Below are 17,248 nucleotides of genomic sequence, written 5' to 3'. Positions count from 1 at the left end.
CAGGGCAGGCTGATCCCATGAGGAACGGAGTCACGATCGGGCAGGCGGCGGCCTTCGTCGGCGTCACGATCAAGACCGTGCGGCACTATCACAAGCTCGGCCTGGTCGCCGAGCCCGACCGCGACAGCTCCGGCTACCGGCGGTACGGATCGGACGATCTGCTGCGGCTGGTACAAGTACGGACGCTGGCCGCCGCCGGGGTACCGCTGGCCGAGATCGGGCCTCTGCTCGACGCCGACGCCGACCGGTTCGCCGCCGCGCTCGCCGACGTCGAACGCGGGCTCACCGAACGGATCGAGGAAATGATCGCGCGCCGTGACACGCTGCACCGGCTCGCCGACGGGGACCGGGCGCTGCTGGGCGACTACGCTGTAGCGCTCCTGGAGCGGATGACCGGTCTCGGGTTCCCCGCAGACGGGGTCGCGACTGCCCGGGAAGGTTGGGTGCTGGCCAAAGCCCTTGTCCCGGAAGGCTTCGACGACTATCTCATTCATCTCGACCACGCCCTCGACGACCCCGGCTACGTCGCCTTGATCAAGCGCGCCGCCGAGTCCACGACCTGGGAACCGGACGACCCGCGCGGCGCCGAGCTCGCCACCGACATGGCCGACCACTTCCTCGCCAATCCCGAACACCTGAAAGTCGTGACCGCCCTGCAAGCCCCCACGGATACCGCAACCCGGTACACGATGATCGCTCAGCACGGTGAAGCGCAGACCTCCGCCACGGTGCGGGCAGCCGCGGTTTTCGAGAACAGGCTCCGCGCCGCTGGCGTCCGTATCCCCAGACCGAACACTCATTGATGCCACATTCCGATCCTCGGCTCGACGACCAGCCGGGACCGCTGACGGTCGCTCGAACCGAGGTCGCACGGTTTGTCCCACGGCGCTGATTCGGTTGCGGCACACCGCAACTGCCGAATGCCCGTACATCGGAGCGGCTCAGGTGTTGATCCACCAGCCGAGAGGGTTGTCGTCTTCGTCGTAGACGTTGCCGTACCCCCATGCACAGCCGTGCTCGGTCGCCCATCCCTCGATTACATCCTCTATCGCAGGAAAACCGACCGCGACCGGAACTGTGATCACGATGAATCGTCGGTCGGGCGGCATCTCGACCACTCCGCCGAGCCGCTCGAATCCCGCAGTGAGAGTGGTGATCCCGACATCGGAGGGCGGCATACCCGTCGGGTAGGCCCTCAGGCAGAGGTTTCCCCCACGGCGCAGTACCTCGAAACCGCCGTCGTCGAAGACGCGAAGATGGTCTCCGGCGGCGAAATCGTAGGTCAGGCCGGGACTGCCGAGAATCTCATAGTCGTTGTGCTCCAGAAGCTTTGCGGGAAGTACCTCGTAGACAGGTTCCCCGGCAGCGCCTGCCCCAGCAAGCACCCGGACGTGCGTATGGCCGCGGGCACTCCGATCATCTGACACGGCGTGGATTCTGTCATCACACTCCCGCGACACCCAGGCAGCCCCGAAACGTGCGGTACCAGAGCCTTGATCTCGCTCCGTGGCATCCGGCCACCGATCCTCCGCGAAAACCAGTTGGCAGACCACGGCGACCACTGCTACTTTCCTGAAGGCCGTGCCAGAGAACGAGGAGGTGGTACCCGTGAACGCAGTATCGACATGGGTGCTCCCCTCCGGGGTCACGGTCGGGCGATAGGTCGTCCGGGAGCGCCGTTCAAGAGCCCTCCCGAAAGGCACGACCGTGCAATTCAATTCCGAACAGCGCCTCTACGACGACAGCGTCTTCGAGCGTGAATTCACTCTCGACGAGATCCACGGCATCCTGTGGACGCCCGGATCCGCATCCACACCGGCCCCGCTGATCCTGCTCGGCCACCCCGGTGGACTGCAGAAGACGTACCCCCGACTGGTGGCCCGCGCCCGGCACGCCGTGGCGGAAGGCTTCGCCGCGGCCACGATCGAACTCCCCGGCAGCGGTGACCGGCCCCGTTCCGCCGTCACCGATCAGGCTCGCGCCGACCTGCACCGGGCGTTGAAGGCCGGCGAACCGGTCACCGACGAAATCGTCGAACGTCTCGTTCTCCCGCTGGTCGAACAGGCAGTTCCCGAGTGGCGAGCCACCCTGGACGCCCTCCTGGCGTTGCCCGAGATCGGCGGCCCGGTCGGGTACTCGGGAGGGGTGATCGCCCTCGGCCTCCGGCTGGCGGTGGTCGAGCCGCGCATCTGCGCCGCCCGCCTGTTCGCCGGGAGTTTCGTGCCCCGCAGCATGTTCGCCGAGGCCCGGCAGGTCACCATTCCGCTGCAGGTCCTGTTGCAGTGGGACGACGAGGGAAACGACCGGCAGCTGGCCTTGGACCTGTTCGACGCCTTCGGCTCCAAGGAGAAGGCGCTGCACGCCAATATGGGCGGGCATACCGGCGTCCCGGCGTCCGAGGCAGATGAAGGGAGCCGGTTCTTCGCCCGGCACCTGAAGTGAGGCCGGCCCGTCGGGCCGGCAGCAGACGATAGGAGCTGTCGGCCAGGCCACCGCCATCGAGGACAGCTCCCGGCCCTCCTCGATGGCGGTGGCCGGCAGATGCGAGTTGCCTTGTGCCAGAACATGTCTAGGATCGGGCTGGCAAGATCATCGTAAACATGGGGGCGGGTTGTGTTTCTGGTTCGAGCGTGGCGGCTACTCGTCTCGTTCGCGGCGATCCTGGCGGCGGGTGCCATCGGTCAGGCAACAGCAATGTGGCTCGGCTTCACGGTGCTCTTTGCAATGCTGATCGGCGGAATCATGTTCGAGAACCGCGTCATTCGTCGCAAGCTGAGGTGACCCACTCCGACCCGGCCAAGCACGACCGCTCGGACGATCAACCGGCGGAGCGCCGCGATGTCGTCAGTGGGGACGGTTGGGGTGTACGAGGCCGTGCTGGTGGGCGTAGACGACGGCGTGGATGCGGTCGCGCACACCGAGTTTGGCGAGGACTCGGGAGACGTGGGTTTTGACGGTTTCCTCGCCGACGCCCAGGGCGGCGGCGATCTCGCTGTTGCTGCGGGCATCTGCCACCAGTAGGAGTACCTCACGTTCGCGGGCCGTGAGTTGTGCCAGCTCCGGTGGCTCGACCGGCGGGGCGATGCCGGTCACCAGGCGGGTGGCCAGGCGGCGCGTCATGGATGGATCGATGACGGCGTCGCCGCGCACGGCCACCCGGATGGCGGCCACGAGTTCTTCGGGCGGAAGGCTTTTCAGCAAGAAGCCACTGGCCCCGGCCGACAGCGCGCGGTGCAGGTTGGCCTCACTGTCGTAGGTGGTGAGCACCAGCACCCGGGTGCCGCCCGCCGCCACGATGGCGGCGGTGGCGGCGAGCCCGTCCAGCTTCGGCATGCGCACATCCAGGATCGCCACGTCCGGATGGGTGCGGGCGGCCGCCTCGATGGCGGCGCGGCCGTCACCCACCTCGGCCACGCACTCCAGATCAGGGTGCGCGTCCACCACCGCGCGCAGACCGGAACGGAACACGGTGTGGTCGTCGGCGATCAGGATGGTGATGCTCATACGGCTCCGATCGGCTGTGCGGTCCCCATGGGCATCATGCGGTCCCAACGGGCACGGAAACCCGGATGACCCAACGGGTTCCGGACGGGTCGGCGCCGTAGGCGACGGTGCCGTCGAACAGTTCGACCCGGCGGCGGATCCCGTCCAGGCCGCGCGGTACCCCGGTGGTGCTCTCCAGGGCCGCAATGGGATTCGTCTCGCGCAACTCCACCGCGCCCGGGAGATAACCGATCTCCAGCGCGGCCGCATCACGCCCGTGCCGCAGCGCATTGGTCAGCAGCTCCTGGACCACCCGGTAGAGCATGACGTCCAGCGACTCCGGCAGCACCGGCGGCTCACCCGAAACCGTCACGTGCACAGTCAATCCGGCGTCCCGTACCCGCTGCACCAGGTCCTCGATATCGGCCAGGCCGGGCTGCCGCTCGCCCTCGTCGTCGCGGCCGTGCAGCAGGTCCAGCTGCCGGCGCAGATCCACCATGGCGGCGCGGCTGCTCGACTCCACCGCGGACACCGACCGCGCCGCCGCCTCGGTATCGGTGCGGGACAGCGCCATTCGCGCCACCCCGGCATGAATCCCGATGGCGCTCACATGATGCGAGATGACGTCGTGCAGATCCCGGGCGATGGCCTCGCGCTCATCGGCCAGCGCCCGGTCCAGCGCCGCCCGCTGCTCCTGCTGCCGCAGGCTCTCCCGCTGCTCCAGCTCCGCGATATAGGCCCCGCGCGCCGCGGTGTACCGGCCCACCAGCCAGGGCACCACGCCCGCGCCCAGCGCGAAGATCGCCAGCCGGATCGGATTGTTGGCGCCCGCGATGGCCGCCACCAGGTTCACCGTCAGCGAGCCGCCGGCCAGCAGCAGCACGGTCAGCACCGAGCTGATCCCGCTCAGCCACGCACCCGCCTGATACCCCGCGACCAGGAAGCCGACATCGAAAACCCGTGCGGTGATGCCGTAGTGGTGGGCGAACAGCGCCACCGCCACCTTCACCACCACCTGCGCCACCGCCACCGCGGCCGCCGTCGAGGCGGGCGCGGCCAGCGCCAGATCCGCGGCCACCGTGGCCAGTGTCAGGATCGCGGCCAGCGCGGGCGCGGCGCCGAAGGCCCCGCACATCACCATCTGGGCGCCGTCCAGCGCCGCCGCGACGGCGGCCACCAGCAGCGACTGCCGGGCCAGCGACCTGGTCACATCCATGGCCGCACGGTACCCCGGGGACCGGCCGTCCCCCGTGTGGGGGACGCGGAATCCCCCGTCGGCGCGACGATCCGCGCGCGCCGCCGAACTAGCGTCGAGCACATGCCAGCAGCCCGACCGCCCCGCCGAGGAGCACGCCCGTGAATGCCGATCTGTTCATCTACGCCCTGCCGGCGTTCGCGCTGCTCATGTTGATCGAATGGATCGACAACCGGCGCGACCCGGACCGCCCGGCCAATGGCATCGACCGCCGCGACACCACCTCCAACATCGCCACCTTCGTGCTCGGCCGCATTGCCAAACCGATTCTGGCGCAGGTGATTCCGTTCTCCGGCGTGGTGCTGGCCGCGCACTTCACCCCGTTGCACCTGTCACCGGCGCACTGGTGGGTGTGGGTGCTGGGCCTGATCGTCACCGATTTCTGCTACTACTGGGCGCACCGCGCCGACCACCGGGTGCGGCTGCTGTGGACCTCGCACAGCGTCCACCACTCCAGCCGGTTCTTCAACTTCTCCACCGCCATCCGGCTGCCCTGGGCGCATCCGGCCGCCAATATCGTGCGCGGCCTGTGCTGGGTGCCCGCGGCACTGCTGGGCTTCCCGGCGTGGATGGTGTTCGCCCTGCAGTCGCTGGGGCTGCTCTACCAGTTCCCGATCCACACCCAGCGCGTGAAAACCCTGTGGCGGCCCCTCGAATTCGTGTTCAACACCCCGGCCCACCACCGCGTGCACCACGGCTCCAACCAGCCATATCTGGACACCAATTACGGTGGCATCCTGATCATCTGGGATCGCCTGTTCGGCAGCTTCGCCGCGGAAACCGAACCGATTCGCTACGGGTTGACCAAGGACATCGAAACCGACAATCCGATCAAGGTCAATTACACCGAACTCGTCGATCTGGTCCGTGATGTCCGGACTGCCCGAACCTGGCGCGGCCGTCTCGGATATATCTTCGGCCCGCCCGGCTGGCACGAGAATGCCGTCACCTCCGACCTCGAAAAGGTCTCGGCCACGGTCTAGTCCAATAAGAAAAGGGGCGCTTCGTCTTACGACGAAGCGCCCCTTTCGTTGCTCGGCGAGTGGCTACGCCACACCCTCCGTGCGAGCCGCGTTGCCGACGGCCTCGGCGACGGCCGGGGCGACCCGCGGGTCCAGCGGGCTCGGGATGATCTTGTCCACGGACAGCTCACCGGCCACCACGTTGAAGATCGCCTCGGCCGCGGCCACCTTCATGCCCTCGGTGATGCGGCGCGCACCGGCGTCCAGCGCGCCCTTGAAGACGCCCGGGAACGCCAGCACATTGTTGATCTGGTTCGGGAAGTCGCTGCGGCCGGTGGCCACGATGGCGGCGTACTTCTTGGCCACCTCGGGGTGGATCTCCGGGTCCGGGTTCGACATGGCGAACACGATGGACTCGGGAGCCATCGACGCGATGAGCTCCTCGGCGATGGTGCCCGCCGACAGGCCCAGGAACACGTCCGCGCCCGCCAGCGCCTCGGCCGCGCCGCCGGTGAGGCCGCGCGGGTTGGTGCGCTGCGCCAGTTCGGCCTTCACGCTGTTGAGGTCGCCGCGGTCCCGGCTCACGATGCCCTTGGAGTCGAGCACGACGATGTCGGAAACCCCGGCGGCCAGCAGGATGTCGGTGCACGCCACACCGGCCGCGCCGGCGCCGGACACCACGACCTTCAGGCCGGACATGTCGCGGCCCTGCACCGCGGCCGCACCCTTGAGGGCGGCCAGCACCACGATGGCGGTGCCGTGCTGGTCGTCGTGCATGACCGGGCAGTCGAGGGCCTCGACGACGCGCTTCTCGATCTCGAAGCAGCGCGGCGCGGAGATGTCCTCCAGGTTGACCGCGCCGAAGCTCGGACGCAGGCGGATCAGGGTCTCGACGATCTCGTCGACGTCCTTGGTGTCCAGCACGATCGGGATCGAGTCCAGACCGGCGAACTTCTTGAACAGCGCCGCCTTGCCCTCCATCACCGGCAGCGAGGCGCGCGGGCCGATGTCGCCCAGGCCCAGCACGGCGGTGCCGTCGGAGACGACCACGACCAGGCGCTCGGCCCAGGTGTAGGTCTTGGCCAGACTCTCGTCCTTGTGAATGCCGCGGCAGACCTGCGCCACGCCCGGGGTGTAGGCGATGGACAGATCGCGCTGGGTGTCGAGCGGAGCGGTGAGTTCGACCGAGAGCTTGCCGCCAAGGTGCCCGGCGAAAATTTCTTCCGTGGTGATGTCGGACAGGTTCGCCCCATTGGACGCGGGGGCCTCGGTGGCATTCACTGCTTCAGTCACGGGTGACACGATTTCACTCCTGATCGGTTCGGACTCAACCGTTTGACGGTTACCGTTCGGTAATAGCGGAATTTGTGGTTTCGGTGCTCATATATCTTTTGCCGCAGCCGCGTTCAGCGACGTCGACACCACTTCCGAGCCACTTCGTGGAAACCTTGCCACCTCATCGTGGCGACGCATACAAAGTATTACGGCATTGCGAGAAGTGTGTCGCGGCAGCGCAGATCGTCGAGCGAGAACCGGAGGGGTGTGTCCGGGCGATACAGCCGGGGTGACCTCGTGTGAACCCGCGAGTCGGGGTTCGTGATCACCGAGTGTCCCGGGCCGGGCGGTGGCTGCGGCCGGGATCGGCCCATTCTGCCAGTCGCTGCGACGGCCTGCCAAATCGCCCCCGGGTCCGTCGCGTCGCCTCACCATCGTTGAAGGGTAAGGCAGTCGAATCACGCCGAGATGAACAGGAACTCGCTGGTCGGAACCTGAACTCGGAGAACTGTCACAACGCGGTCGCGGCGGCGGCTGTGAGCTGTCAAGCGGGGGTCACACCCGCCGCTGTGAGGTCCGGCCGGACCCAGACACTGCCGAGACCCCCGGAGAGCAACCGTACGCGCCAGTCGCTTCCGGCGCCCGGATGGTCGGTGCGGCGATGCATGCCGCGGGTCTCGGTGCGGGCCAGGGCGGAGTACTTGGTCCAGCGGGCGACGGCCAGCAGCGCGGCGGCCTGCCGGGCGGGCAGGCGATCGGGTCCCTTTCCGCCGAGCGCCAATTCGACGCCGGGCCACATGCCGTCCAGTTCGCCGATGCTGTCGCGCAGGCTGCCGTCGCTGCGCCAGTAGCTGCGCCGCAGCGGCAGCGTGTGCTCCTGGACCAGGCCGACCACCGCGCGCGGATCGAGGCGCGCCCGGTCGCCCAGGCCCGCGCCGGGCACCGGGCGCGCCTTGCCGAGCTTGCGGCGGCCCACGGCGAAATCGGCCGCGCCCGCGCCCGCCCAGACGCCGGAGGAGATGGCCCACGCGCCATTCTGGCCGCCGAACCCGCTGACCGCCCCGGTGATGGGCTCCCGGGTGGTGACGTCGCCCGCGCCGTAGAGGCCGGGAACCGTGGTCGCGCAGTCCGGTCCGGTCAGCCGCAACCCGCCGGTGCCGCGCACCGTGCCCTCCAGCACCGCGCACAGCGGCACCTGACCGGTCAGGCTGGGCCCGTGCCGCTGCAGCTCCGCGCGCACCGCCTCGGGCAGTTCGTCCAGCGCGGCATAGACCCGCCGCCCGTCGGCGATGGCCGCGAAAGCCTGTGCCCGCGAACCGCATCCCTGCCCCCACAGCACCGCCCGCGACTCGTCGTAGAGGGTGGCGAAGTGCATGACCTGGTCGGAGGCGAACACCGCGGCCACCGGGCGGCCGCCCAGCAGCGGCGAATCGGCCACCGGGGTCAGCGAATACGCGTTGGAGAACTCCATACCGGACAGCTCGGCCCCCGCCTCGGCCCCCATCAGCAGCCCGTCACCGGTGTCCACATCGGTGCCGGCGCCACCGGAGAGGAAGGCACAGCCGCCGGTGGCCAGCACCACCGCGCGCGCCCGGACGGTCCAGCCACGGAACTCGCCGCCCTGCGTCACACCCGCCGCGCCGGACACGACGCCGTCACGGTCGGTGATGAGCTGGAGTGCGGGATGGTGGTCGAGGATGCGGATCCCCGCGATCACCATGCTGCGCCGCAGCCGCCCCAGATACTTCGCGCCGTCGAGATAGACCCGCGCCGGGCGCTCGGCGTGTTCACCCCGGAACCGGAAGCCGCCGGTCACCAGCTGGCCGACACGCCGATGGGTCTCCTCCAGCACCCGGTACATCCACTCCGGGTCCCCCAGCCCGCCGCCGTGCGCGAAGTTCTGCCGCACGGCCTCGTCCCGGGCCGGACCGGACGGAATGTTCCACAGCGTGACCCCGCCCCGCGCCGTGGGGCCGCTGCTGCCGCAACGGCTCTTGTCCGCGACCAATACCCGCGCGCCCGCAGCGGCAGCGGCCAGCGCGGCCCAGGCTCCGGCCGGGCCACCTCCCAGCACCAGCACATCGGCGTCGAATTCGGTCATAACGACAAATGTTCGACGACGGTTCACTCACTCGCAACCGTTATGGGTATTTCAATTCCACCACTGCGCCCAGAGCAGATATCCGGCTATCACGAAAACGACCAAACATCCGAAAAAAGCCGCAAAACCCCGATGTCTATCCGCATAAATTTGGGCGGCCAGCACGGCTGCCGCCGCGGTTACATGCCACGTCACAGCCGCCCACCCGGGACCCGGGAAACCGCGCCGAGCACCGATGATCGCGGTGGTGGCGACCGTGGCCGCCAGCACCAGCGTGCCCCCCGCGACCACTCCGCTCAGGCCCCGGACCACTCTCATGCGGTGATCACCGGGACTCCACTCGCTTTGCCCACGATTTCCTCGAATTGTGTTGGGTCGGTGGTGAATTCGCCGAGCCGAATGGTCTTGTTGGCGCCGTGGTAATCCGAGGATCCGGTCGTCAGCAAACCCAGCTCGGCGGCCAGCCCGCGCAGCACCTCGCGGTCCTCCGCACTGTGGTCGGGGTGATCGAGTTCCAGGCCGCCCAGCCCGAACTCGGTCAGCTCGCGAATGTGATCCAGCGCCAGCAGCCGCCCGCGCTTGCGAGCCCGGGCGTGCGCCACGACACTCACGCCGCCGGCCGAGGCCACCATTTCGACGGCCCGCCGCAGCGGCGTGTCGGCCTTCTCGACGTAGTAGCGGCCGTGCGGGGCCAGCAGATCCTGGAACGCGGCGTCCACGGTCGGCACCACCCCGGCCTGCACCAGCGCCCGGGCCAGATGCGGGCGACCCGCCGACGGGCCCACGGAGGCCATGACCGCGTCCGGATCGATGGGCAGGCCGTCGGCGGCCATCTGCTCGGCCATGGCCCGCAGCCGCACCACCCGCTCGGCGCGCAACCGCTCCCGCTCCTGCGCGAAGGACTCGTCCTCGGGGTCGAACAGGTAGGCAAGCAGGTGCACCGGCACCGGATAGCCGTCCTCCCCCAGCCCGACACACGACATCTCCATGCCGCGCACCAGCGTCAGGCCCGGAGGGAGCGCGGCGGCGGCCTCGGCCCAGCCGGAGGTGGTGTCGTGGTCGGTCAGGGCCACGACGTCGAGACCGGCAGCGGCGGCGTTCGCGATCAGTTCGGCCGGGGTGTCCGTGCCGTCGGACGCGTTGGAATGGGTGTGGAGATCGATGCGCACGCCCCCTATATTGCCTGCGGCCCGAACCATCGCCAGGGGGCGGGACGATTAGCATCCTTGATGTGTCCTCGATACCGCCGCTGCCGTCCTTCCACTGGCCCGGGCGGTCCGGCGAGCCGCGAGACCCCGCCAAGATGCCCGTCCATCACGGCCGGATCGTCGACTGCGCGGTCTACGTCGAGGGGGTGCGGCTGTTCGAGCACAGCTCCTACAAGAACGCGCTGGCCGAAGTGCGCGAACGCCACGAAGGATTCGTCTGGCTCGGACTGCTCGAACCCGGCAAGGAACTCATGGCCGATATCGCGCAGACCTTCGGCCTGCACGAACTCGCCGTCGAGGACGCGGTCAAGGCGCAGCAGCGGCCCAAACTCGAACGCTACGACGACATCCTGTTCCTGGTGCTGCGCACGGTGCGCTATGTCGAGCACGAGCTCAGCACGGTCAGCGAGATCGTCGACACCGGCGAGATCATGGTGTTCGCGGGACCCGATTTCGTGATCACCGTCCGCCACGGTGAGCACACCGAATTGAGCGGTGTGCGCAAGGATCTCGAAGCCGACCCGCGCCAGCTCGCGCTGGGGCCCGGCGCGGTCCTGCACGCGGTGGCCGACCGCGTGGTCGACTCCTATGTGGAGGTCACGGCGGCGATCGAGGAGGATGTGGACGCCATCGAGGAGGCCGTCTTCACCCCCGCGAACAAGCTCCAGATCGACGCCATCTACCAGCTGAAACGTGAAGTGGTCGAACTGCGCCGGGCCGTCAAGCCGCTCGGGCTGCCGCTGCAGGTGCTCACCCACGACACCACCCTGCCGCTGCCCAAGGAGATCCGCCGCTACCTGCGCGACGTGACCGACCACCACACCGCGGTCACCGAGCAGATCATCGATTTCAACGAATCCCTCAGCGCCCTCATCAATGCCGCGCTGGCCAAGGTGAGCGTGCAGCAGAACACCGATATGCGCAAGATCTCCGCCTACGCCGCCATGGCCGCCGTGCCGACCATGATCGCGGGCGTCTACGGCATGAATTTCGAACACATGCCGGAACTCTCGTGGACCTACGGCTACCCCATCGTGATCGTGACGATGATCGCCCTGTGCGCCCTGCTGTACGCGAATTTCCATCGCAACAACTGGCTTTGAGCACCGAACGCCACCAGCGGCTTTGCCGGGCGCCTCGACGCGCCCGCCGCGGGGTTGCTATGAATTCGGCTGTGTTCGTGATGAGGACTTCACCGGTCCGCGGCCGGATGGCTTGGTGGACAGCAATATTCGGGCTCCTCCTGGCGGTGCCGGTGCCCGCCGCGGCCGGTCCGGCGACCGACTCCTACGTCGACGCCCTCGCCGATGCCGCACCGGCACCCACCCTGCAGTGGACCGACTGCGATTCCGGATTCTCCTGTGCGACAGCGCGAGTGCCACTCGACTACGCGCATCCCGAGGCCCGATCTATAGACCTGGCCGTGATCAAACTCCCCGCCGCCGACCCGGCCCGGCGGATCGGCACGCTCTTCGTCAACTTCGGCGGCCCCGGCCGGTCCGGGGTGCAGCGGCTGCGGGAACGGGCGCACTGGTCGTGGCTGTTCTCCGACGAGCTGCGCGCCCGCTTCGATCTGGTGTCCTGGGATACCCGCGGCGCCGCGAACAGCGCACCGGTGCACTGTTTTCCGGATGCGACCGCGCAGCAGCTGTTCTTCGCCACCTATCCCCCGATGCCGGGCACGCCCGACACGGAGCCGCCGTTCTTCGCGGCTGCGAGGACGCTGGCGGACAACTGCGGACAGCGTGCCGCCGACCTGCTGCCGCACCTGTCGACCGAGAACACCGCGCGGGATCTGGATCTGCTGCGCCGGGCCGTCGGCGACGACAAGCTGACGTACCACGGCATTTCGTACGGCACCTACCTCGGCGCGTTGTACGCCAACATGTTTCCGGGCCGGGTCCGCGCCCTCGCGCTGGACGGCTCGATGGACTTCCGCGGCAACGCCCTCGGTCTCGACGACGCCGCCGCCGACCAGCCCATCGACACCCGTCAGGACGTGGCCACCGGAATCGCGGGCGCATTCGACGCCATGCTCGACGCCTGCGTGGCGGCCGGGCCCGAATGCGCCTTCTCCCAGGGAGATCCGCGGGACAAATGGCAACGGATCCTGGAACGGATACGGCGCGAACCGATCTCGTGGGACGGCAAACGCTACGACTACGGCACCGTGGTGGCCGCGGCGGGCCAGCTGTCCAATCCGGCCGGCTGGCCGCAGGTCGCCGCCACCCTGCAACTTCTCTACGACCTGCGCAACACCCCGTATCAGCCGACCGATGTGCTCGCCGAGACCGCGGCCCTGGTGCGGCAGGTGGCCGACATCGGCACGGGCAGCTCGCAGGGCCTGGGCGGCACCGGCGCCAACACCTACGACGACAACTACACCGAGGCCTTCCACGGCGTCCAGTGCGCCGACAGCCGGGTGCCGCGCGACGAGCGGCGCTACAGCGCCCTCGCGATCAGCGAGGACCAGCGGGTGCCCGTCTTCGGCCGGCTCGGCGTCCTGGACGCACTGACCTGCGCCTACTGGCCGCAGACCGCCGTGCACCCCTACTCCGGACCGTGGAATCGGCCGACCGCCCCGATCCTGGTGATCAACAGTCGCAATGATCCCGCGACACCGCTGGCCGGAGCCGCCGCCGGCGCGGCGGAACTGTCGGACGCGCGCCTATTGGTGGTGGAGGGAGCCGGGCACAGCAGCATGTACGTGCACAGCACCTGCTCCGAGACCGCGAAACGCGACTATCTCATCGCGGGAACGCTTCCGGCCGCCGGCGCGACCTGTCCGATCGACGGCAACCCGTTCGATTAGAGCGACGCAGCGGTCGATCAGAGCGACGCTGCGGCCCGGGCGGGATCGCGCACATCGATTCCCGCCTCGGCCCAGGCGTCGCGCAACGCCGCCGCGCCGCGAATCCGCACCCACGCCGCCTCCGTCGCGGTGATCGGCGCGACCGTCAGGAACCGCACGGGCTCAGCGGGTTCCGGCAGCTCCACCTCCGGGATGTCGCTCGCACCCAGCAGCACCGCGGTGAACGGCGCGTTGGTCCACAACGGTTCTCCCAGATCGAGCAGCGCATCTGCCTGCAGCACAACACCTTCCACCGCGGGTGCCGCCACCAGCACGCCCAGCGTCCGGGTCAGCCCCGAACCCGCGCCCGCACCGCCGCGCAGCGTCAGCACCAGTTCCGCGCGCGGCCCGCGCACCGGATCGGCCAGCGCCGCGGCCGGATCCGTCATCGGATGCCGGGAGCCGCCCAGCGTGGCGTAGTGCACGAACTCGCCGTCCGGGATGCGCAGGATGTCGATGGGCTCCAAACCCAGGAACGTCACCGACGCCGCGTCCGCGGACTCCACCTCGAAATGACCGAGCACCGCGGCCCGGACCTGATCCAGTACCTCCATGGATCTAGATCGCCAGCCTGGCGAGCATGTCGCGCGCCTGCTCGGCGGTCTTCGGGTCGCACAGCACGTCGTAGCGGCCGGCCACCAGCTGCATGGTGGAGGCGAAGTCGCGCTGGCCCCGGGTGGCCGCGTACGGGATGGACGCGGAGATGAGGCCGAAGATGATGCCGCCGACCAGGCCCACCACCAGCGGGCCGATGGGCCCGCCGGAGGTGAACATGCTCAGCAGCAGACCCAGGAAAAGGCCCAGCCAGGCACCCGAAACCATGCCGCCGCCAATGACCTTGCCCCAGGTCAGCCGGTACAGCACGCGCTCGACCTGCATGAGGTCGACGCCGACGATGGTCACGCCCTCCACCGGGAACTGGTTGTCGGCCAGGTAGTCGACCGCCCGCTGCGCCTCGGCATAGGTCGGGTAGGAGCCGACCGGCCAGCCCGACGGTGGCGTCGGCAGGCCGGGACGGCCCCGGCTCGGATTCCCCATGGGATTCGTCATGACTCCATCATGCTATTTCGCGTCGACGGACACCGATTCGCCGTGCCCGATTCAAAGGGCAGGCGTGGTTCGCGCCATTCCGGCCGCCCTGCCCTTATCAGCGATCACCTGAGCCATCTTCGCGCTGGCCTCGTCGATCATCTCGTCACCGAGCATCACCGCGCCCCGCGCGCCGCCCTCGGTCGAGGTGTGGAACGCGTAGGCGTCGAGGATCTCCTCGGCCCGGTCGTAGTCGGCCTGGCGCGGGCTGAAGATCTCGTTGCAGGCGGTGATCTGATCCGGGTGCAGCACCCACTTGCCGTCGAAACCCAGTGCGGCCGTGCGGGATGCGTTGCGGCGGAAGCCGTCGATATCGCGGACCGCCAGGTAGGGGCCGTCGATGGCCTGCAGGCCGTGGGCGCGGGCCGCCAGCAGGATCGTCATATAGATGTGGTGATAGGCGTCACCCGGCTCGTAGCCCTCGGGCTGCTCGCCCACCACCAGGGTGCGCATATTGATCGAGGCCATGAAGTCGGCGGGTCCGAACACCAGGGTCTGCACCCGCGGGCTCGCGGTGGCGATCGCGTCGATATTGCGCAGCCCGAGCGCGTTCTCGATCTGCGGTTCGATCCCGATCCGCCCGACCGGCAGTCCGTTGGCCTTCTCCAGCTGGGTCAGCAGCAGGTCCAGGGCCTGCACCTGCCCGGCATCGGTGACCTTCGGCAGCAGGATGGCGTCCAGCTCCGAGCCCGCGCCCTCCACCACCGTGATGACGTCGGCATAGGTGTGCTCGGTGGTCCAATCGTTGACCCGCACAACGCGGATCTGGGCGCCCCAGCCGCCGGAGTTGAGGGCCGCCACGATGTTCGCCCGCGCGGCCTCCTTCGCCGCCGGCGCGACCGCGTCCTCGAGATCCAGGAACACCTCGTCGGCGAGCAGTCCCTTGGCCTTCTCGATCATGCGCGGGTTGCTGCCGGGGACGGCGAGCACCGATCGGCGCGATGTCATGGCTCACTCCTTCACGTGGCGCGACAATTAGGACGCGTTTGACCCACTAGCCTTACCAAACATGGCAGCGACGAAGGTTTTCGCCGCCCGGTTGGCGGGCTTGGTGGTACTGGGACCGGACGGCGAGTCTATCGGCCGCCTCCGGGACATCGTGATCTCGATACGTTATGACCGCCAGCAACCCCGAGTCCTGGGCGTTCTCGTCGAATTGCCCACCCGGAAGCGGATTTTCGTGCCCATGCTGCGGGTGCAGACCATCGACCCCGGCGCGATCACCCTCACCACGGGCACCATCAGCGTGCGCCGCTTCGAGCAGCGGCCCGGCGAGCTGCTGGCCATCGCGCAGATTCTCGACTCCACCGTCCGCGTCGCGGATCCGGAGTTGCCGCACCTGTCCGGCGCGGACGTGGTGGTGGTCGACCTGGGCATCGAGCAGGGCCGTACCCGTGACTGGGTGGTCTCCCGGGTGGCCGTGCGCGAACGCCGCCGTCTGGGCGTCGGCTTCGGGCGGCGCGGTGCGGTGCGCGTGGTCGACTGGGCGCAGGTGCGCGGGCTCACCCAGACCGAGCTCAACATGCCGGGCCAGGACGTCACCCAGCTGCTCACGCAATTCGAGGGCATGCGCCCGGCCGATGTCGCGCACATGCTGCGCGAACTGCCGCAGAAGCGCCGCATCGAGGTCGCCTCCGCCTTCGACGACGAACGTCTCGCCGACGTGGTCCAGGAACTGCCCGAGAACGACCAGGTGGAGTTGCTCGAACAGCTCGGTGTGGAACGCGCCGCCGACCTGCTCGAGGCCATGGACCCCGACGACGCCGCCGACCTGCTGGGCGAACTGCCCGAAGGCGAAGCGGAATCGCTGCTGGCGCTGATGGATCCGGAGGACTCCGAACCGGTGCGCCGTCTGCTCGAGCACGCGCCCTACACCGCGGGTGGTCTGATGACGCCCGACGCGATCGTCATCACCGCCTCCACCACGGTCGCCGAGGCGCTGGCCCGCATCCGCGATCCCGAGCTGACCCCGGCCCTGGCCTCGATGGCCTTCGTGGTGCGTCCACCCACGGCCACCCCGACCGGCCGCTACCTGGGTTGCGTGCACTTCCAGCAGCTGCTGCGGGAACCACCCGCCAACCTGGTCGGCGGCATCGTCGACACCGATCTGGTGCAGCTGCGGCCCGATGCCCCGCTCACCGCCGTGACCCGATATTTCGCCACCTACAACCTGGTGTGCGGACCCGTGGTCGATGCGGAGAATCATCTCTTGGGAGCCGTCACCGTTGATGACGTGCTCGACCACCTGCTGCCCGAGGACTGGCGCGAGCAGGACGAAGACCAACACGATGCACACGGCGTGCCCGTGATCGAGGGGACGGGAGGCCGCGCATGAGCGAGCGGCTCGAAAAACTCAGCGCCCGCCAGCGTTTGGAGACCCCGCTCGAGAGCCGCTTCCGCGGCCTGGACTGGGATCCCGAGGCGATGGCCCGATCCAGCGAGAAGGTGGCCCGATTCCTGGGCACCGGCCGCTACCTGGTGATCCAGACCGTCATCGTGGTGGTGTGGATCCTGCTCAATGTGTTCGCGCTGCGGCTGCAGTGGGACCCGTATCCGTTCATCCTGTTGAATCTGGCGTTCTCCACCCAGGCCGCCTACGCCGCGCCGCTGATCCTGCTGGCGCAGAACCGCCAGGACAATCGCGACCGGGTCTCGCTCGAGGAGGACCGGACACGAGCGGCCCAGACGAAAGCCGACACCGAATTCCTGGCGCGTGAGCTCGCCGCGCTGCGGCTGGCCGTGGGCGAGGTCGCCACGCGCGACTACGTGCGCCGGGAACTGGACGACATCAAGGAGTCACTGGTCAGGTTGGAGAAACTGACAGTCGGCGACGAGATCACGAAGGTCAAGAAAACAAAGAAGAGTACCGATCGGAAGCCTGACGAGGTCGCAATTTCGGCACAAAAAGATGGCGACTGACCACCGAAGTCGTTCCGATCCAGCTGACTCATGGGTAACCTGGATCACGTTGTTCCGAGCGACCGACCCAGACACCGCCGCTGTATGAGTGTTACCACGGGGCAC

At 68.7% G+C, this 17,248-nt stretch carries 17 protein-coding genes; 8 read left to right on the top strand and 9 right to left on the bottom strand.

Annotated features, from left to right (window positions below):
• Positions 1-17: 17 nt before the first annotated feature.
• Entirely contained in the window at positions 18-803 is a 786-nt protein-coding gene (locus ACFXIV_RS20465; RefSeq protein WP_379394027.1) for a MerR family transcriptional regulator, read from the top strand.
• 138 nt (positions 804-941) lie between these two features.
• Here the strand turns inward: ACFXIV_RS20465 and ACFXIV_RS20460 are convergent, their stop codons facing one another.
• Positions 942-1,649 carry a DUF4265 domain-containing protein gene (locus tag ACFXIV_RS20460; RefSeq protein WP_379394025.1) on the bottom strand — a complete coding sequence of 236 codons (708 nt, stop codon included), beginning with the start codon at positions 1,647-1,649 and terminating at the stop codon, positions 942-944.
• A gap of 58 nt (positions 1,650-1,707) precedes the next feature.
• Here ACFXIV_RS20460 and ACFXIV_RS20455 point away from each other — a divergent pair, with 58 nt between their 5' ends.
• Both ACFXIV_RS20455 and ACFXIV_RS20450 read left to right on the top strand, forming a co-directional pair.
• On the top strand, positions 1,708-2,442 hold the full coding sequence (locus ACFXIV_RS20455; RefSeq protein WP_379394023.1) for an alpha/beta hydrolase: 735 nt from the start codon (positions 1,708-1,710) through the stop codon (positions 2,440-2,442).
• 171 nt (positions 2,443-2,613) lie between these two features.
• Complete coding sequence (locus tag ACFXIV_RS20450) at positions 2,614-2,781, top strand: hypothetical protein (protein WP_379394022.1); 168 nt, start codon at positions 2,614-2,616, stop codon at positions 2,779-2,781.
• A gap of 63 nt (positions 2,782-2,844) precedes the next feature.
• Here ACFXIV_RS20450 and ACFXIV_RS20445 read toward each other — a convergent pair whose 3' ends face one another.
• Together ACFXIV_RS20445 and ACFXIV_RS20440 are read right to left on the bottom strand one after the other, a co-directional pair.
• Positions 2,845-3,504, bottom strand: a complete 660-nt coding sequence (locus ACFXIV_RS20445; RefSeq protein WP_379394021.1) for a response regulator — start codon at positions 3,502-3,504, stop codon at positions 2,845-2,847.
• 34 nt (positions 3,505-3,538) lie between these two features.
• Positions 3,539-4,699, bottom strand: coding sequence for a sensor histidine kinase (locus tag ACFXIV_RS20440; RefSeq protein WP_379394019.1), 1,161 nt, complete (start codon positions 4,697-4,699; stop codon positions 3,539-3,541).
• Between the two features lie 140 nt (positions 4,700-4,839).
• On the opposite strand from ACFXIV_RS20440, the gene ACFXIV_RS20435 reads away from it, so the two are divergent.
• Positions 4,840-5,721, top strand: coding sequence for a sterol desaturase family protein (locus ACFXIV_RS20435; RefSeq protein ID WP_379394017.1), 882 nt, complete (start codon positions 4,840-4,842; stop codon positions 5,719-5,721).
• A gap of 63 nt (positions 5,722-5,784) precedes the next feature.
• Here ACFXIV_RS20435 and ACFXIV_RS20430 read toward each other — a convergent pair whose 3' ends face one another.
• From ACFXIV_RS20430 to ACFXIV_RS20420, 3 genes are all read right to left on the bottom strand, one after another.
• Positions 5,785-7,002: an NADP-dependent malic enzyme gene (locus ACFXIV_RS20430; RefSeq protein ID WP_379394015.1), complete on the bottom strand. Its 1,218-nt coding sequence runs from the start codon at positions 7,000-7,002 to the stop codon at positions 5,785-5,787.
• Positions 7,003-7,519: 517 nt separating this feature from the next.
• Positions 7,520-9,076 carry an FAD-binding protein gene (locus ACFXIV_RS20425; protein ID WP_379394013.1) on the bottom strand — a complete coding sequence of 519 codons (1,557 nt, stop codon included), beginning with the start codon at positions 9,074-9,076 and terminating at the stop codon, positions 7,520-7,522.
• Positions 9,077-9,390: 314 nt separating this feature from the next.
• On the bottom strand, positions 9,391-10,245 hold the full coding sequence (locus tag ACFXIV_RS20420; protein ID WP_379379828.1) for a PHP domain-containing protein: 855 nt from the start codon (positions 10,243-10,245) through the stop codon (positions 9,391-9,393).
• A gap of 71 nt (positions 10,246-10,316) precedes the next feature.
• Here ACFXIV_RS20420 and corA point away from each other — a divergent pair, with 71 nt between their 5' ends.
• Together corA and ACFXIV_RS20410 are read left to right on the top strand one after the other, a co-directional pair.
• Positions 10,317-11,387: a magnesium/cobalt transporter CorA gene (gene corA, locus ACFXIV_RS20415; RefSeq protein WP_379394352.1), complete on the top strand. Its 1,071-nt coding sequence runs from the start codon at positions 10,317-10,319 to the stop codon at positions 11,385-11,387.
• Positions 11,388-11,467: 80 nt separating this feature from the next.
• Entirely contained in the window at positions 11,468-13,096 is a 1,629-nt protein-coding gene (locus ACFXIV_RS20410; RefSeq protein WP_379394350.1) for an alpha/beta hydrolase, read from the top strand.
• 17 nt (positions 13,097-13,113) lie between these two features.
• On the opposite strand, the gene ACFXIV_RS20405 is transcribed toward ACFXIV_RS20410, so the two are convergent.
• From ACFXIV_RS20405 to ACFXIV_RS20395, 3 genes are read right to left on the bottom strand one after another with little or no spacing between them, the layout of a single operon-like run.
• Positions 13,114-13,689, bottom strand: a complete 576-nt coding sequence (locus tag ACFXIV_RS20405; RefSeq protein WP_379394011.1) for a suppressor of fused domain protein — start codon at positions 13,687-13,689, stop codon at positions 13,114-13,116.
• Positions 13,690-13,693: 4 nt separating this feature from the next.
• Entirely contained in the window at positions 13,694-14,185 is a 492-nt protein-coding gene (locus ACFXIV_RS20400) for a general stress protein (RefSeq protein ID WP_379394009.1), read from the bottom strand.
• 51 nt (positions 14,186-14,236) lie between these two features.
• On the bottom strand, positions 14,237-15,172 hold the full coding sequence (locus ACFXIV_RS20395; RefSeq protein WP_379394007.1) for an HpcH/HpaI aldolase/citrate lyase family protein: 936 nt from the start codon (positions 15,170-15,172) through the stop codon (positions 14,237-14,239).
• 61 nt (positions 15,173-15,233) lie between these two features.
• Between ACFXIV_RS20395 and ACFXIV_RS20390 the strand changes: the two genes are divergently transcribed.
• The gene (locus tag ACFXIV_RS20390; protein WP_379394005.1) at positions 15,234-16,559 is read left to right on the top strand and encodes a magnesium transporter MgtE N-terminal domain-containing protein; all 1,326 of its coding nucleotides are present in this window, start codon (positions 15,234-15,236) and stop codon (positions 16,557-16,559) included.
• Positions 16,556-17,143 (top strand): DUF1003 domain-containing protein, encoded by a 588-nt coding sequence (locus ACFXIV_RS20385; protein WP_379394003.1) that lies wholly within the window; start codon positions 16,556-16,558, stop codon positions 17,141-17,143. The genes ACFXIV_RS20390 and ACFXIV_RS20385 overlap by 4 nt, the downstream gene beginning before the upstream one ends.
• Positions 17,144-17,248 lie beyond the last annotated feature (105 nt).

Source organism: Nocardia sp. NPDC059236 (assembly GCF_042754085.1).
Taxonomy (GTDB): domain Bacteria; phylum Actinomycetota; class Actinomycetes; order Mycobacteriales; family Mycobacteriaceae; genus Nocardia.
Note: the sequence above shows the minus strand (reverse complement) of the source record. Positions and strands in the feature narration are given on the sequence as shown.

Coding starts and splice junctions, on each gene's coding strand:
- ACFXIV_RS20465 (WP_379394027.1), top strand. CDS start 18: ATGAGGAACGGAGTCACGATCGGGCAGGCGGCGGCCTTCGTCGGCGTC.
- ACFXIV_RS20445 (WP_379394021.1), bottom strand. CDS start 3,504: ATGAGCATCACCATCCTGATCGCCGACGACCACACCGTGTTCCGTTCC.
- ACFXIV_RS20440 (WP_379394019.1), bottom strand. CDS start 4,699: ATGGATGTGACCAGGTCGCTGGCCCGGCAGTCGCTGCTGGTGGCCGCC.
- ACFXIV_RS20425 (WP_379394013.1), bottom strand. CDS start 9,076: ATGACCGAATTCGACGCCGATGTGCTGGTGCTGGGAGGTGGCCCGGCC.
- ACFXIV_RS20410 (WP_379394350.1), top strand. CDS start 11,468: ATGAGGACTTCACCGGTCCGCGGCCGGATGGCTTGGTGGACAGCAATA.
- ACFXIV_RS20405 (WP_379394011.1), bottom strand. CDS start 13,689: ATGGAGGTACTGGATCAGGTCCGGGCCGCGGTGCTCGGTCATTTCGAG.
- ACFXIV_RS20400 (WP_379394009.1), bottom strand. CDS start 14,185: ATGACGAATCCCATGGGGAATCCGAGCCGGGGCCGTCCCGGCCTGCCG.
- ACFXIV_RS20395 (WP_379394007.1), bottom strand. CDS start 15,172: ATGACATCGCGCCGATCGGTGCTCGCCGTCCCCGGCAGCAACCCGCGC.
- ACFXIV_RS20390 (WP_379394005.1), top strand. CDS start 15,234: ATGGCAGCGACGAAGGTTTTCGCCGCCCGGTTGGCGGGCTTGGTGGTA.
- ACFXIV_RS20385 (WP_379394003.1), top strand. CDS start 16,556: ATGAGCGAGCGGCTCGAAAAACTCAGCGCCCGCCAGCGTTTGGAGACC.